The sequence below is a fragment of the Peptoniphilus sp. genome, assembly GCF_050943655.1.
GTDB lineage: Bacteria > Bacillota > Clostridia > Tissierellales > Peptoniphilaceae > Peptoniphilus_A.
Window position 1 is genome coordinate 1 of the sequence record NZ_JBMNPQ010000025.1, and the last position, 21,307, is coordinate 21,307.

At 37.6% G+C, this 21,307-nt stretch carries 12 protein-coding genes; all 12 read left to right on the plus strand.

Annotation, left to right across the window (positions count from 1 at the left end):
- Positions 1–827, plus strand: an 827-nt coding sequence (gene mgtE, locus ACOX6R_RS03845; RefSeq protein ID WP_433447414.1) for a magnesium transporter, incomplete at its 5' end; no start/stop codon positions are given.
- A gap of 52 nt (positions 828–879) precedes the next feature.
- Positions 880–2,469 carry a potassium/proton antiporter gene (locus ACOX6R_RS03850; RefSeq protein ID WP_433447416.1) on the plus strand — a complete coding sequence of 530 codons (1,590 nt, stop codon included), beginning with the start codon at positions 880–882 and terminating at the stop codon, positions 2,467–2,469.
- Between the two features lie 11 nt (positions 2,470–2,480).
- Complete coding sequence (locus ACOX6R_RS03855; RefSeq protein ID WP_433447418.1) at positions 2,481–3,068, plus strand: N-acetyltransferase family protein; 588 nt, start codon at positions 2,481–2,483, stop codon at positions 3,066–3,068.
- A gap of 1,719 nt (positions 3,069–4,787) precedes the next feature.
- On the plus strand, positions 4,788–5,483 hold the full coding sequence (locus tag ACOX6R_RS03860) for a hypothetical protein (RefSeq protein ID WP_433447420.1): 696 nt from the start codon (positions 4,788–4,790) through the stop codon (positions 5,481–5,483).
- A 373-nt stretch (positions 5,484–5,856) separates the two neighbouring features.
- On the plus strand, positions 5,857–7,170 hold the full coding sequence (locus ACOX6R_RS03865; protein WP_433447422.1) for a sodium-dependent transporter: 1,314 nt from the start codon (positions 5,857–5,859) through the stop codon (positions 7,168–7,170).
- A gap of 187 nt (positions 7,171–7,357) precedes the next feature.
- Positions 7,358–9,109 (plus strand): stalk domain-containing protein, encoded by a 1,752-nt coding sequence (locus ACOX6R_RS03870; RefSeq protein ID WP_433447424.1) that lies wholly within the window; start codon positions 7,358–7,360, stop codon positions 9,107–9,109.
- Positions 9,110–9,162: 53 nt separating this feature from the next.
- Positions 9,163–9,456 carry a hypothetical protein gene (locus ACOX6R_RS03875; protein ID WP_433447426.1) on the plus strand — a complete coding sequence of 98 codons (294 nt, stop codon included), beginning with the start codon at positions 9,163–9,165 and terminating at the stop codon, positions 9,454–9,456.
- Between the two features lie 2,120 nt (positions 9,457–11,576).
- Positions 11,577–12,989, plus strand: a complete 1,413-nt coding sequence (locus tag ACOX6R_RS03880) for a M14 family zinc carboxypeptidase (RefSeq protein WP_433447428.1) — start codon at positions 11,577–11,579, stop codon at positions 12,987–12,989.
- A gap of 139 nt (positions 12,990–13,128) precedes the next feature.
- Positions 13,129–15,657: a ribonucleoside-diphosphate reductase subunit alpha gene (locus ACOX6R_RS03885; RefSeq protein ID WP_433447430.1), complete on the plus strand. Its 2,529-nt coding sequence runs from the start codon at positions 13,129–13,131 to the stop codon at positions 15,655–15,657.
- Positions 15,658–15,667: 10 nt separating this feature from the next.
- Entirely contained in the window at positions 15,668–16,708 is a 1,041-nt protein-coding gene (locus ACOX6R_RS03890; protein ID WP_433447432.1) for a ribonucleotide-diphosphate reductase subunit beta, read from the plus strand.
- Positions 16,705–17,103: a DUF523 domain-containing protein gene (locus ACOX6R_RS03895; RefSeq protein WP_433447434.1), complete on the plus strand. Its 399-nt coding sequence runs from the start codon at positions 16,705–16,707 to the stop codon at positions 17,101–17,103. The genes ACOX6R_RS03890 and ACOX6R_RS03895 overlap by 4 nt, the downstream gene beginning before the upstream one ends.
- Before the next feature lie 1,230 nt (positions 17,104–18,333).
- Entirely contained in the window at positions 18,334–21,153 is a 2,820-nt protein-coding gene (locus ACOX6R_RS03900) for a CopZ family metallochaperone (protein ID WP_433447436.1), read from the plus strand.
- The last annotated feature ends 154 nt before the right edge of the window (positions 21,154–21,307 follow it).

The following is a 21,307-nucleotide window of genomic DNA, read 5'->3' on the forward strand; positions in this document are numbered from 1 at the left end:
AAAAACTTTTAGGATTTATTTCCCTAAGAGAGCTAGTAATTAGCGATAAAGATTTAATTATAGAAGATATCATGCTAGAAGATGTGGTGTATGTAGAAACTCTTGATGACCAAGAAGAAGTTGCCGATAAATTCGTAAAGTACGGCTACCTTGCTCTTCCAGTTGTAGATAAAGAGCACAGACTTTGCGGTATCATCACATTCGACGACGTAATGGACGTCATAGAAGAAGAGGCAACAGAAGACTTCCACAGAATGGCTGCCATAGAACCATCTGTTACATCATATCTTGACGAGTCGCCAATAAATCTTGCCAAAAATAGACTTCCATGGCTTTTAATTCTCATGATTTCTGCCACATTTACTGGAGGAATTATAAATAAATATAACTGGATTATAACAGACTTTTTAATCCTAACAAACTTTATACCGATGATTACTGACACAGGCGGTAACACTGGATCACAATCATCAACAATGGTAATTCGTGGACTGGCAACAGGCGATGTTGAGCTAGACGATATGTTTCCCGTAATGCTTAAAGAAGTAAAGGTTGGACTCTTAGTTGGAATTCCACTAGCACTCATAAACTTCCTTAGAATTTACTTCTTGGTAAAGACAACCCTTCCAATTGCTATTGTAGTTTCACTTACAGTAGTTGTAACTGTAATACTTTCTAACTTGATGGGAGCATTCTTGCCAATATTTGTAAAAAGACTTGGCGCAGACCCAGCACTCATGGCAGGTTCTGTAATCACAACTATAGTTGACTCCTTAGTGCTTATTATTTACTTTGGACTTGCAGGACTTATACTATACAGATTTTGACATTTAGGGAGAGCAAGCTCCCTTTTTTAATATTTTTTAATAGAGGTAGAAAATGAACTTATTACTCATAACATTAGTATTATTTTTGGCAATAATTGCCACGAGATTTTCTTCAAAGTCAGGACTTCCAGCACTTTTACTTTTCTTGGCGCTTGGAGTAGTGTTCTCTGCTTTTGGAGTCGAATTTAATAATTATGAAGTTGCAAATAATATAGCGACAATTGCCCTTATGATAATCATGTTTTATGGGGGATTTGGTACAAACTGGACAATGGGTAGACCCGTTGCAAAAGAAGCAATAACACTGTCCACACTAGGAGTAGTGATAACTGCCCTTGTTACGGGAGTATTTTGTCACTACGTACTTGGATTTGACATGCTAGAGGCAATGCTTCTTGGTTCAGTTGTAGGTTCAACTGACTTTGCATCAGTTTCTAACATACTCGTATCAAAAAACCTAAACCTAAAATATCAAACGGCGCCTCTACTTGAAATAGAAAGTGGATCAAACGACCCCACAGCCTATACGATGACAATGATATTTTTGTCGCTAATACTTGGCGATGACGTATCTGTTCCAGTTTTAATAATAAAGCAAGTTTTAATAGCAATAGCACTTGGATTTTTAATAGGATATATCTTTCTAAAAATAATAGAAAAATTCTCCATCGACCAAGACGGAATATTTTCAGTATCAATTGCAACGGTAATGCTTGGAACATACGCACTTACAAGTCACCTCGGTGGCAACGGATACCTTTCAATTTATATACTTGGAATATATATAGGAAACCACGAATTTAGGAAAAAGCGAGACGTGGTCTTCTTCTACGACGGACTCTCTACAATTTTTCAAATAGCAATGTTTTTCCTACTAGGACTATTATCAGACCTAAATCACATAATAACAGCACTTCCACTTGGAATAATAATTATGCTATTTATGTTTTTTATCGCAAGGCCCGTTGCAGTCTTTCTCTTGATGAAGCCCTTTAAAACAAAGACAAACCAAAATATGCTTCTCTCAGTTGCAGGACTAAGAGGAGCTGCAGCAATTGCCTTTGCAATAATGGTGGTAAACAGTGGAGCAAATCTATCAATAGACATATTTCACATAGTGTTTACAATATGTATATTCTCACTACTAATACAGGGAACAGTATTGCCGGCTGTCACAAAAAAACTCGACATGTTCGACCCAAACGACTCAGTCCTTAGAACATTTAACTATTACTCCGACAAGACAGATCTAGAATTTATCGAGACACAAATTTCAAAAAAATCACCTTGGGCTGATAAAAAAATTAGCGAAGTTCAAATGGCATTTGACGTAATAATCGCAAAAATAATAAGAGACGGTGTATCAATTGTTCCTCGCGGCGACACAGTCATAAAAGAAAACGACCTAATAGTATTGGCAGGAGTTGCTTACTTCGACCACAATGGCGACGACCTTTTGGACATAAAAATATCAGAAAACCACGAGTGGGCACATAAAAAGGTGCGCGACATAAAAATACCACAAGATGAACTTATAATAATAATCCAAAAACCGTCTGGAAAACTAATAATACCAAATGGCGACATTGTGCTAGAAGCAAATGACAGAGTAGTGCTATCTAGACAACACAATATAATATAAAAGGAGGAAATATGAAGCTTGAAAATATCAAATATCAAGTGGCGACAAAAGAAGACCTTGACCAAGTAGAAGAATTACAGAAAAAATATCACGTAGACACAATCAGTGAAGAAGACAAAAAGGACGGCTTTGTGACAACACTTTTCACAAGAGAGCAGTTTGAAGAATTAATCGAAAAAGAAAAGGGGCTAATAATTGCAAAAGATAAAAATAAAGTAGTCGCTTATGCAATGAGTGCGTCCTGGGATTACTGGGAAGCGTGGCCACTTTTTAGGCACATGATTAAAGATTTAGATGACACAGAATTTAACGGACAAAAACTAACAACAAAAAACTCATACCAATACGGACCAGTTTGCATTGACAAAGAATATAGAGGCATGGGAATAATCGAAAATATTTTCGAATACTCAAGAAGACAGTTTAAAGACAGATATAAAGTTATGCTGACATTCATAAACAAAATAAACCCAAGGTCTCTATACACTCACACAGAAAAATTGGGCATGGAAATAATAAAGACTTTTGAATTTAACGACAATAATTACTATGAACTCGGATACGACATGAACGTAAAGACAAAAAACTCAAACATTTAATAACTTTGGCTCCCAAAATCCCTTCCACCCCGTCATCTTGAGGGTAAGTCGAGGGATCTGGAACTTTAGGAGAAACAACCTAGTCGTCTTAACGAGAAAACCACCCATCCTCCCGTCATCCCGAGCGCCAGTCGAGGGATCAGTAAAGTAATCGAACGAGACCTAATCGTCTTAACGAGAAAACCCTTCTCCTCCCGTCATCCCGAGCGTAAGTCGAGGGATCTGCAAATTAATCGAGCGAGACCTCATCGTCTTAACGAGAAAACCTCACGGAGAACTTTAAAAAATAAAAATAAAATAAAATTAAAACAAACGAAAAAAGGTATGTCAGAGGAACCGCTCGAGGCCGCTAGGCCAAGTAACGTTCCCCTGACATATCCTTTTTTCTATTAATAAAAAATTTAGAAAGCTTTTGGAATAGTAAAGACTTAAACTCCTCACAACCCTACCACTTCGTCATCCACTTGAGCCAAAACTAACATATCCAAACATAACGCTCCCATCCGTCATCTTGAGCGGGAGCTTAGCTCGAGTCGAAAGATCTGTACCTTAAGAAGAAACAGCCTAATCGTCTTAACGAGAAAACCTCACGGAGAAACACTCCAAAACACCTTCTCATCAAAACGATGACACATCGCGCCCGTGACCCTACAGATCCTTCGACGCGGAAAATAAATTTTCCTTGCTCAGGATGACGTTGTAGAGAGTGACTCCTTCATTACATCTTGTAATTGCAGACTCTAATCAAAATATTCTACATAGAATAACTATTAATAAAAACTTTAGGCACAGTCACAAATTACTCGGGCAATAACTTATACACTCCGTCATCCCGAGCGCCAGTCGAGGGATCTGTAAAGTAATCGAACGAGAACTAATCGTCTTAAAGAAAAAAACTTAAGGTTAAATCGTAAATAACTTTATTTCAAAACTGCGTTTTCATTTCCTTTTGCGAGGAAGGGAAGGGGGCTTCCGCTAATCTGCTGCGATTGTCCCCTTCCCTTCCTCGCGCTCTAACCTAACCCCCAACGCCCACTTCGGAGAATGTGTTGAACTTATCTAGATATTTAGTACTCCGCAAAAAGCCTAAATTTCATAACTCGCAAACTTTTATTTTTGTTAAGTTTATTCTTTATAACTCTTTTCTTTAACTCGAATTAGTTATTGTGGTTTGCTCAAACAAATGAAATTTTTAACGGCTTTTTGCGAAACTCGTCTGCCTCATGGTACTTCATCACATTTTGGTTGAAGATAAAATTCGCGAACTAATGGCACAGTCGAAGTCCTAACTCCCAACAACCACCACACTCCGTCATCCCGAGCGCAGTCGAGGGATCTGTAAAGTATTCGAGCGAGACCTTATCGTCTTAACGAGAAAATCTAAATGGGAGACTCCAAAATACTTTTTAGTCAAAACGAGAACACATCGCGCCCGTGACTCTACAGATCCTTCGACTCCGTCGTCGCAAAGCTCCTCCTCCGCTCAGGATGACGTTGGATGGGGCAGTTTCCTATTTAAAGCCGATAAATCATAGGCACAGTCACAAATTACTCGAGTCATAACTTATACACCCCTTCATCCCGAAGGCGAGTCGTCCCATCCCATCAAGAATCTGCACCTTATATAGAAACATCTAACCCCCCTAATTTAAATTTAACCATCATTTCTAAACCCAATACTTCCTTTATTTGTTATAATATTTAATATTGGAGGGAATTATGCAGAAAAAAAGAATTATTATTGGTATTGTAGCTGGTGCTCTTTTGCCGCTTGGTCTCGATATGTTTTATGAAAATCATTTGAGCGCCGTTTATTTATTTTTTTGGATCTTCGCAAATTATCTTTTCATCGTGACAATTTGGGAAAGACTGGCGGAGTATAGAAAGATTTTTAAGCTAGATGGTCTTAAGATCAATAAGCTCACTTATGTTTTAAATATTATTTATTATTTTGCTTTTGTAATATTTTTAAATGTCTACTTCTCTTATGAGATGTACTTGGTGGACAATGCTATTCTTGCTAAGTTTGCGAATTCATATATTTTGATTGCGGTTTTCTTCTTATTCTTGGTAAATCTTTATTATGGAAAGTTTCCAGAGAAAGAGGAAAAGAACACAACAATATACAGCATGCCACTTAAGGGCCATTTTAGAAATGGCAAGGACAGCTTCGGAACAGTTGTTGGTTCTTATAATGAGGGACTTGTTCTTGGAACTTTTTACTTCCCATTTGATTCTATGAAATCAATATCAATCAACAAACAAGACGAGGTTGCCATTAGAGGAAAAGATTCTGAAGGGAATTATATTGTAAATATCGGTGCGAGAAATTCTGCTGTTGCTGCTATGAAAGTGCTTACAGAGGCAGAAAAGGAAGGCAAGTTAAAAGAAAACACTATTAATATCAAATTGTAAAAAAATCGTAAAAATTTTTGAGGAAAACATTGACAAATTACATTTAATGCGTTATAGTATAACTAAGCTAGCTAAAGAAAATAAATTGGTAACTAGAAAAGGTGATTCCAATGAAAAGTTCGAATTTATCCCTTAGTGGGAAAGTAGCAAGAGTGTTGGTTTTATAAGTAGCCATAGTGCTAAAGGTTGAAATGCTTAATTTAGAAGACACGCAAGCTATAGTTACATAACAATTTAAGATGATTTAAGATAAGTATGGAGGGTAGATGCCCTCCATTTTTCTTTGTCCAATAACTCATTGCTTTAAAGTGATTTACTTTTTTGCGTTTTTGTGTTATATTAGTCTAATCATTGATAATGAAAGGATTTAAGTATGAAAGATAAAAGTTTTTCATCTCGCTGGGGCTTTATTTTGGCCTGTGTTGGTTCTGCTGTGGGCATGGCCAATGTGTGGGGATTTCCCTTTAGAATGGGCTCTTTGGGAGGCTCTGCTTTTTTAATTGTATATTTATTTTTTATTTTGATTTTTTCTTACTGTGGCCTTAGTGCTGAATACGCCATGGGTAGAAGGACGGGAACAGGTACTCTTGGTTCTTATGAGTATGCTTTTAAGAGTCGCGGTATGGATAAGCTTGGAAAGTTTATTGGTTGGATTCCTTTAATTGGTTCTTTTTGCATCGCCATAGGTTATTCTGTAATTGTTGCCTATGTGCTAAAGGCACTTGTGGAGTCAGTTACGGGAACTCTTATGCATGTTGATACTACACAGTGGTTTGACTCCTTCGCCCTTCAAAACTATTCCGTAGTTATATATCACTTTATTGTAATTTTACTTGTAGTTATTTCTCTAAGCGTGGGTGCCAGGGGAATTGAAGTTACTAATAAAATCATGATGCCTGCCTTTTTTGTTTTGTTCGTCATTTTGGCGATAAGAGTATTCTTCTTAGAAGGTTCAACAGGCGGATATGAGTTTATGTTTAAACCTGTGTGGAGCGATTTAAAGAATCCAATGGTGTGGATATTTGCCATGGGACAGGCCTTCTTCTCGCTATCTGTAACAGGATCTGGAATGCTTGTATATGGTGCATACCTTCCAAAGGGCGAGAATATTGTAAGGTCAAGTCTTAGCACTGCGTTTTTTGACACAGTTGCAGCAATTGTCGCAGCTCTTGTCATGATTCCTGCTTGCTTTGCATATAATGTGGACCTTGCAGCAGGGCCAAAGCTTCTATTTGTAGTTCTTCCAGAAATTCTTCAGGACATCTACCTTGGAAGAATTTTTGCCATAGTTTTATTCTTGGCAGTTGTTTTTGGTGGAATATCATCACTTCAAAATATGTTTGAAGTTGTAATTGAGTCACTCATGTATAAATTTCCAAATGTTAAGAGAAAGACATTTTTAACTATGCTAATCATAGCCTGCTTTGGAATTTCTGTTAATATGGAAGCCATATTTACTTGGGGACCTTGGATGGATCTTATTTCAATCTACATCATCCCAATCGGAGCATCAATTGGTGCCATCACATGGTTTTGGGTAATGGATAAAAACGAGATTATAGGCGAAGTATCAGAAGGTGCAGCGAAGCTTCACCACAAGCTTTGGTACAAGCTTGGAAAATATGTCTATGTTCCAATAGCAATTGTTTTGTGTGCTATTGCAATTATAAAAGGTATATCATTTTAAATTAACCCTAGAGATAGGGTTTTTTTTAAAAAAAAATTTTATTTGATACATGCGAATATTAACATATAAACTAGTTTACAAGAACTTTGACAAATCTTAGTAGTTGGGCCTTATTCTTAATACATTTGTAATTGTAATGTATTTCTAGTAGGTGTAGAATAAAAACATGTACATTAAGGAGGTAATTATGAAAAAGAAAATTTTTTCAATTCTAGCTATCTTTTTGACACTAGCAATGTTTGTTGGATGTACTCCAAACACTACATCTTACATGGATGCTACAAACAAAGTAAATAGCTGGAGCGGTTCGACTATAACAGGAAAATTCGACTATGACTTCGAAGTTAAAGACCCAGAATCTAAAGAAACTGTAAGCATGAAGTTCCCTATCTCTTTCGAAGGTAAACAAGAAGGTATGGACAAAGCAGAAGTTACTATGAAGATGGATCTTAAAACTTTAAAAGCTTCTATGACAGAAAAAGGAATGAGCGAAGATGAGAAAAAAGAAATAAACGCTCTACCTGATAACATGGATTTCAAAGTTTTTGTAAACAATGACAAAATGTATATCCAAAAAGATATCTTTGCATTTGCAAACCCAGATTCAGTTAAAGATATTAAGGAAGACTACCTTGCAATATCAACAGCTGATGCAAGTGGCGGACTAAGTGCAAAAGCTATATCCTATCTAAATTCTGAAGAATTTAAAGCAGATATAATGAAACTTGTAGACACTGCACTTGGAGATTTCAAACCAACTGTAGATTACAAAGTTGATGGCAACACTTACACATTTAACGCAACATCAGATGAAATCATCGACAATGTAATAAATGGTTCTAGCGAAATCGTTAAAAACTGGGACAAAGTTTCTGATAGCGTAGTAGCAATAGCTAAAAAACTTGAACCAACTATGACTGATGAAGACATCAAAAACTTAAAAGACCTTAAAAACGAATATGACGAAGCAAAAATTAAAGAATCTGCAAAAGAATTTAAGGACATGCTAAAAGGTTCATCAATCTCTGAAAAGAGTACTTTTGAAGATGACAAATACACATCAGAAGTTAAATTAAACGTAAACTTTAACAACTTCATGAGCATAAAACTTACAGGAAGTGCTACACAAGTTAAAGATGAAAGTGTAAAAGTAAACTTCCCAACATCTGCAAAAGAAATCACTATGGAAGAATATCTACAAATGATGATGCCTCCTATGGACAATATCGTTACAGTAAGAGTTAATGGAGAAGACATCACTTTCGATGATCCAGAAGCTCTTCCAAAAATCATAAACGACAGAACAATGCTTGGCGCAAGAACATTCTACGAAAAAATTGGCGCAAAAGTTGAATGGAACGGCAAAGCAAGAACTGTCACTGTTACTAAAGATAACGACAAAGTAGTATTAACTATAGATAGCGACAAAGCTCTAGTTAACGGTAAAGCTGCAAAACTAGACTCACCAGCAGTAATAATTAACGACAGAACTTACATCCCAGTAAGATTCGTATCAGAAGCATTCGGATACAAAGTTAAATACACTGAAGATGAAGTTATGCCAACAGTTGATATCTATAACATAACTGATGAAGAACTATCTGCAAAGATTGCAGAAATTGAAAAAGAAGACAACTACAGAATGGTAGCTTCAATGCTAAGCGACATGAAGAGTGAAGAAGTTGAAAAACAAATCAAAGAATACTGGGAAGGCGAAGAGCAAACTAAACTTCTAGAAGCAAAAAAAGAACTTGAATCTAACAAAGAACTTCTAGAAAAATATCAAAAAGAAGCTCAAGCAGAAGAAGAAAAAATTATGCCAGTAGAAGAAAAAGCTGAAGTTAAAGAAGAAAAAACTGAAAAAGCTGAAGATCCTGCAGCAAAAGTAGAAGACGCAGCTAAAAAAGTTATAGAAACTCTTTTCGCAGTAGTTAGATAAAACTTTTAAAACTTTAAAGAGATCTCTTTTGGGGTCTCTTTTTTGGTGATTACATGAAAAAATTATTGATGTTTTTAATAGAGGCAGTAATACTGATACTTTTATTTAGCCTCTATGAATATTTAAAAAAACAGGATAGTCCCGTCATTAAAGTGCTCGTAAAACTTATACAAATTATTTTTATAATAATTGTAGCAGGACTTTATGTCCTAATGATTTGGGCGCTTTTGGGATACCTTAAAGAAGGAAACACAAAGGCCGTAATAAGTCTGTTGATACCAATAGTCTTGCTTACGATTTTTACAGGATTAAATATCTATCTTAGAATAAAAGATAGAGAAGATTAAAAAGATAAAAATGATGTTTTTTGGAATTGAGATTTATTAGTTTTTAAAAAATCTCGATAAATTAGCATCATTTTTTTATACTTTGTTTGGATGCTCTATCAATTATCCTGAGCGATCACACAGTGCGAGTCGCCATGTATCCGGAAGGGTGAAGAATCTGCAACTTTAGGAGAAACAGCCTCATCGTCTTGATGAAAAAACGTCCACACTTCGTCATTCTGAGCGAAAGAAAATTCGCATGAATTTTCTGAAGTTGAAGAATCTGCAAAGTAGTCTTGCGAGACCTAATCGTCTTAACGAAAAAGCGTGAAGGACATAATAAAACTATCGGAAAACAGCCTAGGACCCTGTCGTCACCTCTTACTCGTCATCCCGAGCGACAGTCGAAAGATCTGCAAAGCATTCGAGCGAGAACTATTCGTCTTAACGAAATAACGTAAAGAAGAATGACTCCAAGACACTTTAATATCAAAACGACAACACATCGCTCCCGCGGCCCTACAGATCCTTCGACGCGGAAAATAAATTTTCCTTGCTCAGGATGACGTTGGATGGTGTAGTTTCCTATTTAAAGCCGATAAATCATAGGCACAGTCACAAATTACTCGGGCAATAACTTATACACTCCGTCATCCCGAGCGTTAGTCGAGGGATCTGCAAAGTGCTCGAGCGAGAACTAATCGTCTTAATGAGAAAACCTAAAGGTTAAACCGTAAATAACTTAATTTCAAAACTGCGTTTTGGGTTTCCTTTTGCGAGGAAGGGAAGGGGGCTTCCGCTAATCCGCTGCGATTGTCCCCTTCCCTCTCCTCGCGCACCAACCTAACCCCCAACGCCCACTTCGGACAACGTGTTGAACTTATCTGGCTATTTAGTACTCCGCAAAAAACCTAAATTTCATAACTCGCAGGCTGTAATTTTTGTTAAATTTATTCTTTATTACTATTTTTTTAAAATTGAAATGTTTGTTGTGGTTCGCTCAAACAAATGAAATTTTTAACGGCTTTTTGCGAAACTCATCTGCCTCATATCACTCCAAACCTCTTTCTCATCAAGACGACAACACATCGCTCCCACGACTCTACAGATCCTTCGACTGCGCCTCATGCTTCGCATTCGCCTCCGCTCAGGATGACGCCCAATGGGGTCTTTTCCCGATATCATAATGAAATTGTCTACACTCGTTGTTGTCTTTTGCCCGTCATCTTGAGCGAGAGCTTTGCTCGAGTCGAAAGATCTGCAAAGTGATCTTGCGAGAACTAATTGTCTTAAGGAAATAACGTAATGGAGAAACACCCCAGAACTCGTTCTAGTTAAGACGACAACACATCGCTCCCACGACCCTATAGATCCTTCGACTCCGTCGTCGCATAGCTCCTCCTCCGCTCAGGATGACGGTGGGGTAGGTCATCCCGAGCGACAGTCGAGGGATCTGCAAAGTAGCCTTGCGAGAACTAATCGTCTTAATGAAATAACGTATAGGTGAATTACTTCAATACATAACTTGGCCAAAACGACAACACATCGCTCCCATGACCCTACAGATCCTTCGACTCCGTCGTCGCAAAGCTCCTCCTCCGCTCAGGATGACGCCCAATGTGGCATTCTCCATATAAAGTCGATAAATCATAGGCACAGTCACAAATTACTTGAGACACAACCATTACACTCCGTCATCTTGAGCGAGCGTGAAACGCGAGTCGAAAGATCTGCACATTTAGGAGAAACAGTCTATGCGTCTTAATGAGAAAACCTAAAGAAGAATGACTCCAAAACACTTTCATATCAAAACGACAACACATCGCTCCCACAACCCTACAGATCCTTCGACTCACTTCGTTCGCTCAGGATGACGTTGGAGAGGTCATCCCAAGCGTCAGCCGAGGAATCTGCAAACCCCACCAAACAACCTAATCGTCTTAACAAGCATAAAAAGTATAAATTATTCTAAATTTTTTCTCTAAATTCCCCAAATAATTTCACGCTCCATAGTCCTAACTAAATGCACGAATTTAAATACATCGCATTAACATTAGTTATTAGATTGACAAAAAAGTTTATCTTTGTTAATATAGTCTTAGATAGGATATCGTTTTATTATATTTAAAGGGGGTATTAAAATGAAAAAATTCTTATCCATGTTATTAGCAATTGTCATGGTAGTATCGATGATAATTCCAGTTAGTGCAGGTTCAAAAAAAGAACTTGACTTTAAAGATAGGCATACATTTGCAGAAGTTGAATCTACACTAAAAGATTTGTCCAAAGATTATTCGACAATTACTGAACTATTCTCTTTAGGTACAACTTGGAGAGAAAATAATATTTGGTGTTTAAAAATCACAAACAAATCAATTGATGACAGCAAAAAAACTGGCATTGCAGTTATTGCAAACATCCACGGTGGCGAACAAGAGGCTGGAGAATCTGCTCTTTATTCAGCTGTAACTCTATGCAAAGAGTCAACAACTAAAGAAATAAAAGAGATTTTAGATAATTATATTATCTACATTGTTCCAGTAATGAACCCTGATGGATACATTCAATCTTTCGTACTTAACAACAGACCAAATCTTCACCCAACTGATCACAATGGCAACGGAGTTTCTTTCTCTGACCCTTACACAGACATAAACGGCGATGGATTTATTTCTACTATTTATAAAGGAACTAAAGACACTAAAGAAGCTGACAGAGAAAAAATCGGCATGGAAAGTCCTGACTGGGATAAAAACGGAAAACTTGGCGATGACCCAAGAACTAGTGGAATCGACTTAAACAGAACTTTCAACTACAATTATGGAAGATATGACATTGAAACTGATCCTGAAATAAATAAAGAATCAAAGAGCGTTGTGGGAAGCGATGCAACTACAACTAATGGCAATGGAAAAGCCGGCGGAACTGAACCTGAAGTTAAAGCTATTCAAAACTTCTTTGCAAAATATCCTGTTGATGCTATGACAACAGTTCACACTGGACAACAATCTGTTCTATATCCATGGTGCTACAGAGCATATGACCCTAACAATGAATTGGACGACCAAATTCCACACATGAAAGCAGTTTCTGAAAAACTTGCAAAAATCTACACAGATTATACTGGAAGAAACTTCTATTCTAAACAATCTCACTCAGATTATCCAACATCTGCTGAAATGATTGACTACACTTATGGAAGACACAGAATTAATTCTTACACAATTGAAGTTTATGGACCTGGAATGAGCGATCCTAATTCTGACGACATTTATTACAGAAGCTTGTGGAACAACAAACTTCCTGAAACAAAATGGCAATTCTATGACCAAAAACAAATTAAAGAAGAACTTAAACTTGATCCAGATTCTCTTGGTTTAAAGAAAGGCGAAGGTCTTTGGTTTAAGACTGACGCACGTGCACAAATGTCTGGCAAGGCTCCAACTGATCAAGATGTAATGGTTAAAGGATTCTACGAAGTTCTAATCGAACTTATTAAGAGTGAAGAGCCTGGCGGAAACAACAACTACGTTTTGCCAGAATACATGAAATAAATAAGTGTAAAAGTCCCCAACACGTTTGGGGATTTTGTTTTGTAAAATTTAAAAATGCCTACAAAACCAGTAGGGTTTATGGTAATATATAGTAGACTTTAGAATAAAAAATAATATTTTACTACTATATGGGGGATATATGAAAATTTTAAAAAGAGACAAGAGGACCGTTGATTTCGATCACTTGAAGATAAAAAATGCAATCGAAAAGGCCTTTAGATCTATAAATAAAGATTACAAATCGGAAGACATCGAAAGATACGCACTAGAAATTAGGGACACATTATCATCAAGATACGATCCCAAAAACCCACCGACTGTGGAAGAGATTCAAGATTTAGTTGAGCTAAAATTAATCGACGAAAAGCACATTGATGTTGTTCGTTCTTTTATTTTGTACAGAAATAGACACACTGAAGAGCGCCTAATAATTGACGAGTTTGGCAAGTTTATAAAGGACGAAAAACTCCTAAACATCTTAAGGGATGTCAGAAAAAATTACACTGGCAAAGAATATTCACTGGATAATTTGTACAGAAAATTTGAATCCTTCGTAAAAGAAGGCGAAGAAGAGGAAAATTATCTAAATGAACTGATAAAAGCAGCCAGCGAGCTCACAACAAAGGACGCACCGAAGTGGGAATTTATCGCGGCAATATTTTTAAATTATGATTTAAACAAAAATATCAAAAAGAATTTAGAAAACTACGGCATAAATAACTTCTACGAAAAAATTAAATTTTTGACAGAAAAGGGACTTTATGGCGAATATATTTTAGAAAATTATTCAAAAGAAGAAATTCTAGAACTAGAAGATTATATCGACAACTCACGCAACGCACTTCTAAACTACTCTGGACTTGACCTTTTAATCAAGAGATATGTAATAAGAAGCCACGAGGGCCATCTCGTTGAGACTGTGCAGGAGATGTTTATGGGAATTGCAATGCACCTTGCCATTCCAGAAGAAAATAAAATGTACTGGGCGAAAAAGTTCTACGACATTTACTCAACTCTAAAAGTAACTGTCGCAACGCCTACAATGTCTAATGCGAGAAAGCCTTATAACCAGCTTTCATCTTGCTTTATCGACACAGTGCCTGACACATTAAAGGGAATTTATCGCTCAATCGATAACTTTGCCCAAATCTCAAAGCACGGTGGCGGAATGGGACTCTACTTTGGAAAAGTTAGAGCAACGGGATCTGATATCCGTGGATTTAAGGGAGTTGCAGGAGGCGTAATAAGATGGATTAAACTTGCAAATGACACAGCCGTTGCTGTTGATCAGCTTGGAGTTCGCCAAGGCTCTGTTGCATGCTATCTCGACGCATGGCACAAGGACATTCCAGAATTTTTGCAACTTAGAACAAATAACGGGGACGACAGAATGAAGGCTCACGACATCTTCCCTGCAGTTAGCTATCCAAACTTATTCTTCGAACTTGCAGAAAAGGACATAAACGCAACTTGGTATCTCTTCGACCCACACGAAATCTTGACTAAAAAAGGCTTTGCACTTGAAGACTATTATGGAGAAGAGTGGGAAGAAAAGTACAGAGAATGTATCGAAGACGAAAGCATCTCAAGACGTGAAATTAGCGTAAAGGACCTCGTTCGTCTAATAATTAAATCACTAACTGAGACTGGAACACCTTTTGCATTTTATAGAGACAATGTAAACGAAATGAATCCAAACAAGCACGTGGGCATGATTTATAGCTCAAACCTATGCACAGAAATTATGCAAAACATGAGCCCTATCGAGACAATTTCTACAACAATCGAAACAGAAGATGGCGACGAAGTTGTAGTAACAAAGACAAAGCCTGGCGACTTTGTAGTATGTAACCTTGCATCCCTTGTGCTTGGAAATATAAATATAGAAGATGATGACGAGCTAAAAGATGTAGTTAGAACTACTGTTAGAGCTCTCGATAATGTGATAGACTTAAATTACTATCCAATACCTTATGCAAAAGTTACAAATAGGAAGTACCGTTCAATTGGACTTGGAACTAGTGGATATCACCACGCACTTGCCAAGGCGGGCATTGCCTTTACTGACGAAGAAGAGCACATCAAGTGGGCGGATGATTTGTACGAAAGAATAAATTATCACGCAATCAGTGCCTCCAATGAAATCGCAAAAGAAAAGGGCTCCTATGACTTTTTCGAAGGTTCAGATTGGGATAATGGAGATTACTTCGAGCTTCGTGGATATAATGATAAGAAGTGGAACGAACTTAGAAAGAGCGTGCACGAGGGAGGACTAAGAAACGGATACATCATGGCAGTTGCACCAACTGGCTCAACATCAATAATCGCTGCAACAACAGCAGGAGTTGACCCTGTAATGAAGAGATACTTCTTGGAAGAAAAGAAGGGCTCAATACTTCCACGAGTTGCACCAGACCTCAGCCCACAAACTTTCTGGCTATATGAAAACGCCCACGAAATCGACCAACACATTTTAATAAAAGCAGCAGCTGCGCGTCAAAGACATATTGACCAGTCGCAATCAATTAACTTCTATATAACAACAGACTTCACAATGCGTAGAGTCCTAAACCTTTATATAGACGCAGCAAAGAGCAAATTAAAATCAGTTTACTATGTTAGAAGTAAATCTCTTGAAGTAGAAGATTGTGATTATTGTGCATCTTAAAGGAGAAAATATGGAACTTAAAAAAAGAGGACTATTTAACGAAAACGGAGATATCGAAACTTCCAAGAGAAGAATAATTAACGGCAACACAACTAACCTAAACGACTTCAACAACCTAAAATACAAGTGGACATCTGACTGGTATAGACAGGCCATGAATAACTTTTGGATTCCAGAAGAAATAAACCTTTCACAGGACATCAAGGACTACAGAAACCTAGAAGGAGCAGAAAAAGTAGCCTACGACAAGATATTATCATTTCTAATATATCTTGACTCACTGCAAACTGCACAAATACCAAAACTTCAGTCCTATGTAACGGCAAACGAAATAAACTTATGCCTATCAATACAAGGATTCCAAGAATCTGTCCACTCACAGTCATATTCATATATATTGGACACAATTTGCTCACCAGAAGAGAGAGAAGAAATACTCTACCAATATAAGGATGACGAAATACTCTTAAAGAGAAACAAATTTATCGGCGACCAATACGAAGACTTCTACCAAGAGCCGACACTTAAAAACTTCGTAAAGGCGCTTGTAGCAAACTATATATTAGAGGGAATATACTTCTACTCCGGCTTCTCATTCTTCTACAACTTGGGCAGAATGGGCAAAATGCCGGGCACAGTATCAGAAATAAGATATATAAATAGAGACGAGAACACTCACCTATGGCTCTTTAGAAGCATAATCGTGGATCTAAAAAAAGAAAATCCAGAAATATTCACAGAAGAAGACATAGAAAGATACAAAGAAATGCTAAGAACTGGAGTCGAAGAAGAAATTCACTGGGGAAAATATGTAATTGGAAACGAAATAAGAGGCCTAAACGAAAAGATGATTGAGGATTATATAAAATACCTCGGAAACCTTCGATCAAGAAACTTGGGATTCGGAGACTTGTACGAAGAAAACACAGAAGAACCAGAATCAATGAAGTGGGTCAGCGAATACTCAGACCCTAACCAAATAAAAACTGACTTCTTCGAAGCAAAACCATCAGCTTACTCAAAATCATCAGTAATAGAAGATGACCTATGATAATTGTATCAGCTTGCCTGTTGGGGGAAAACTGTAAATACAGCGGTGGCAATAACCTAAAAGAAGAAGTAGTAGAATATCTAAAAGATAAAGACTACGTGGCAGTCTGCCCAGAAAGAGTGTTCGGTGCGCCGCGAAAGCCCGTCGAAATAAAAGACGGAAGAGTCGTTAGAGCTGACGGAATAGACGTGGATAAAGAATATAGAAAAGCCGCAGAAGAAGAATTTGACAAAATAAAAGATATGGATATAGAATTTGCGATATTAAAAGCAAAGAGCCCAACATGCGGAGTAACGAGAATATATGACGGAACATTTAGCGGAAAACTTGTAGAAGGCAGCGGAATATTTGCAGAAAAACTAAAAAAATTGGGCGTGCCACTAGTAGAAAAATAAAAAAGAGAGTAGGAAGAGTTCACTGGCGTGGACTCTTTTTTACATTATACCGAGCGAGAACTTGTTGTCTTAACAAGAAAACCTTAGGGAGAACCTAAAAATAATAAAATAAAAAATTAAACAAACGAAAAAAGGTATGATGCGAGACACGCTCCAGGCCGCGCGGCCAAGCTAATGGTCTCTGCATCATATCCTTTTTTCTATAAATAAAAAATTAAAAGAGAATTGGCACAGTGACGACCCATTTGAATCACAGTGTTTCCAATCCGTCATCCCGAGCGTAAGTCGAGGGATCTGCAAAGTAGTCTAGCGAGAACTAATCGTTTTAAAGAGATAATGTAAAGTAGAATTACTCCAAACCTCTTTCATATCAAAACGATGACACATCGCTCCCATAACCCTACAGATCCTTCGACTCCGTCGTCGCTCCGCTTCTCCTTCGCTCAGGATGACGTTGGAGAGAGCGACACCTTCATTACATCTTGAAATTGCAGACTCTAATCAAAAACATTCTACATAAAATAACTATTAATAAAAACTTTCGGCACAGTTACAACATACTTTATTCACAACCCTCACACTCCGTCATCCCGAGCGTTAGTCGAGGGATCTGCAAAGTCATCGAGCGAGACCTCATCGTCTTAAAGAAAAAACCTTAGGGAGCAATAAGCCAACAAAAATCTTAAACGTCTTAACAAGAACACCTCACGGAGAAAATACTCTAAAACACTTCCTCGTCAAAACGACAACACATCGCTCCCTTGACCCTACAGATCCTTCGACTACGCCTTATGCTTCGCATTCGGCTTCGCTCAGGATGACGTTGGATGGGGTCTCTTTCTGATATCGTAATGAAATTGTCTACCCCCGCTGTTGTCTTTTGCCCGTCATCTTGAGCGAGAGCTTTGCTCGAGTCGAAAGATCTGTACCTACCGGAGAATTAGACTAAGCGTCTTAAATAAATAACGTAAAGGAGAAAAACACCAAGCCTCTTTATCATCAGAACAACCACACATCGCTCCCATAACCTTACAGATCCTTTGACACTTTAGAGGGGTTTCATCAAGCCCCAAACCCCAAACTTTTAAATTCTACCAAACTGGGTATTATTTATTACGTAGGTTGATGTTATTTATTTTTCTAATAAATAATATTAAACACAAACACAAAAAACACAACACAAACACAAATATTTTAATTTATTTATCTTTCTATGGGGATGATTAGATGATTGATAAGAAATTTGATATAGACGGCATGACCTGCGCATCCTGCGTTGCCAATGTTACGAAGGCGGTGGACAAGCTCGATGGGGTTAAGGATGTCAACGTCAATTTGATGACGAACTCCATGAAGGTAGTCTACGACGATAATGTTGTTGGTGATGGCGAGATTATTGGTGCTGTGGAAAATATTGGTTATGGCGCCAAGGTTAGCGGTGAGAATAAAAAAGAGGAGCCGCGCGACATCTTTGAGCGTGAGGAACATTTAAAGCACAGGTTAATTTATTCTGCAATTTTCATGGTAATCCTTATGTATGTTGCCATGGGATCCATGATTGGTCTACCTGAGTTACCTGGCCTTAGTGGAGAGGTGAATACGGCAAACTTTGCCTTTACTCAGTTTCTTTTGTCACTTCCTATTATTTATATTAATAGGGAATTTTACACTAGTGGCTTTAGAGGCTTAAAGAACAAGGCGCCCAACATGGACTCTCTAGTTGCCATTGGTTCTGCGTCTGCTCTTATTTATGGTATTTTTGCTATTTTCAAAATCAATATTGGTTTTGCAAATGGAGACATGGAGCTAATCCACAGATACGGCCACAGCCTCTATTTTGAGTCTGCTGCCATGATTTTAACTCTTGTCACTGTGGGAAAATACTTGGAAGAGAAGTCAAAGAACAAGACTCGTTCTTCTTTAAAGGATCTAATGGATCTTGCTCCAAAGAGGGCGACAGTTTTAGAAGATGGCAAAGAGGTTTTGAAAAATGTTGAAGATGTAAAGCTTGGAGACATCATCGTCGTAAAACCGGGTGAAAATGTTGCAGTTGACGGCGTAATCACCGAAGGTACTTCTTCTGTCGATGAGTCCGTCGTTACAGGCGAGTCAATTCCTGTTTCTAAAAGTGTCGGCGATAGAGTTATTTCAGCCTCTGTAAATACTACAGGTTCATTTAAATTTAAGGCGACAAAAGTCGGCGAGGACACGACTATTTCTCAAATCATAAAGCTAGTGGACGAGGCGAACCAGTCCAAGGCGCCTATTGCAAAGCTTGCTGATAAGATTTCTGGAATTTTTGTGCCGGCAGTAATTATTATTGCCATTGTGACATTCGTCGTGTGGATGATTATTGGACGTGATTTTGAGGCAGCACTTAACTTTGCGATTTCTGTTCTTGTTATCTCTTGTCCATGTGCTCTTGGACTTGCAACTCCAGTATCTATAATGGCTGCGACAGGCAAGTCTGCCGAGTTTGGTCTTCTTTTTAAGAATGCAGAAATTCTTGAAAATTTGCACAAGATTGACACAATCGTAATGGATAAGACCGGCACTATCACTGAAGGTAATCCAAAGCTTACTGATATTAAGACTGATCTAGACGAAGATGAATTTTTAAAGATTGCAGCATCTCTTGAAAAGTCTTCTGAGCACCCACTATCCAAGGCGATAATGGAATATGTTGATGAAAATAATATAAAATATGAAGAAAGTTCAAATTTTGACTCTGTAAGTGGCAGGGGAATTTCTGCCGACTACAAGGGTGAAAAATATTTTGCAGGAAACATTGAGTTCATGAAAGATGAAGGCATAGACATAGGTCACTATGAAGAATATGCAGACGAGCTTGCCGACGAGGGCAAGACTTCAATGTACTTTGCAAATTCAAATAAAGTAATCGGCATAATTTCTGTTAAGGACTTGCCACGAGAAAGTTCAAAGCGTGCTATAGAGCTTCTTCACGACAAGGGCAAAGAGGTCTATATGCTAACTGGCGACAACGAAAAGACAGCCGAGGCAATCAGAAAAGAGATTGGCATCGATCGCAAGTTTGCAGGACTTTTGCCACAGGATAAAAATAAGAAGATTGAAGAACTTCAAAAATCTGGCAAAAAGGTACTCATGATTGGTGACGGAATAAACGACGCCCCATCACTTGCCAAGGCAGACATTGGTATGGCAATTGGCCACGGAACCGATGTTGCAATTGAGGCATCTGATGTAGTGCTCATGAGGGGAGATTTGCTTGATGTTGTAAGTGCCATAGAAATTTCAACTGCTACAATTAGAAATATAAAGCAAAACTTATTCTGGGCATTTTTCTACAACGTTATAGGAATTCCTCTTGCAGCAGGAGTTTTATATGCACCGTTTGGAATCAAGCTTTCACCGATGTTTGGAGCATTCGCCATGAGTATGTCATCAGTCTTTGTAGTTACAAACGCACTTAGACTTAGAAAATTCAAACCGCGTGGAGTTTACGAAAAGACTTCAGATGATAAAAATAGTTCAGACGAAGGAAATAATTTCGTGGAAAATAAAGAAGCTCATGAAAATAAAGAAGTTAAACCTCATGAAGCTTCAAAAGTATCTTTTTCTAAAGAAAATGATGCAAAAGAGGACAAAGAAAATTACGAAACGATAAAAGTCGACGGCATGAGTTGTGAACACTGCGAAATGCGTGTTGAAAATGCACTAAAAGATACAGGCAAAGTTAAAAATCCAAAAGCCAATGCCAAAACTGGTGAGGTAAAATTTATAAATTTGGGTATAACTAGAAGTGAATTGGAAGATGCAATTAGTAAAACAGGCTATACATTAGCTGAAAATACAGAAGGAGAATTAAGAATGGAAAAAATCTTAAAAATTGACGGCATGAGCTGCAACCACTGTGTAGCTACTGTAAAGAAAGCCCTAGAATCTGTTCAGGGCGTAGAAGATGCTGAAGTGTCCCTTGACGAAAAGCAAGCAGTAGTAGTTGGAAAAGTTGATCCAAAAGAACTTGTGCGTGCAGTAGAAGATGCTGGTTACGAAGCAGAAGTTTTATAATTTATAATTAAAGAGAAAGATCCTGAGCTTAGACAATGCTTTAGCTCAGGATTTTTTTATTTTAAACACTAAAATCAAAACTTTTCCATAAATTCCAAAAGTTCTACGAAACGTAACATTATAGATTATAGTAAATATATATTAAAATAGTATA

What these genes read in the sequence shown, in the direction of transcription:
- ACOX6R_RS03875 (WP_433447426.1), top strand. Translation starts at nt 9,163, where the DNA reads ATGAAAAAATTATTGATGTTTTTAATAGAGGCAGTAATACTGATACTT.
- ACOX6R_RS03895 (WP_433447434.1), top strand. Translation starts at nt 16,705, where the DNA reads ATGATAATTGTATCAGCTTGCCTGTTGGGGGAAAACTGTAAATACAGC.
- ACOX6R_RS03855 (WP_433447418.1), top strand. Translation starts at nt 2,481, where the DNA reads ATGAAGCTTGAAAATATCAAATATCAAGTGGCGACAAAAGAAGACCTT.
- ACOX6R_RS03880 (WP_433447428.1), top strand. Translation starts at nt 11,577, where the DNA reads ATGAAAAAATTCTTATCCATGTTATTAGCAATTGTCATGGTAGTATCG.
- ACOX6R_RS03885 (WP_433447430.1), top strand. Translation starts at nt 13,129, where the DNA reads ATGAAAATTTTAAAAAGAGACAAGAGGACCGTTGATTTCGATCACTTG.
- ACOX6R_RS03890 (WP_433447432.1), top strand. Translation starts at nt 15,668, where the DNA reads ATGGAACTTAAAAAAAGAGGACTATTTAACGAAAACGGAGATATCGAA.
- ACOX6R_RS03865 (WP_433447422.1), top strand. Translation starts at nt 5,857, where the DNA reads ATGAAAGATAAAAGTTTTTCATCTCGCTGGGGCTTTATTTTGGCCTGT.
- ACOX6R_RS03870 (WP_433447424.1), top strand. Translation starts at nt 7,358, where the DNA reads ATGAAAAAGAAAATTTTTTCAATTCTAGCTATCTTTTTGACACTAGCA.
- ACOX6R_RS03860 (WP_433447420.1), top strand. Translation starts at nt 4,788, where the DNA reads ATGCAGAAAAAAAGAATTATTATTGGTATTGTAGCTGGTGCTCTTTTG.
- ACOX6R_RS03850 (WP_433447416.1), top strand. Translation starts at nt 880, where the DNA reads ATGAACTTATTACTCATAACATTAGTATTATTTTTGGCAATAATTGCC.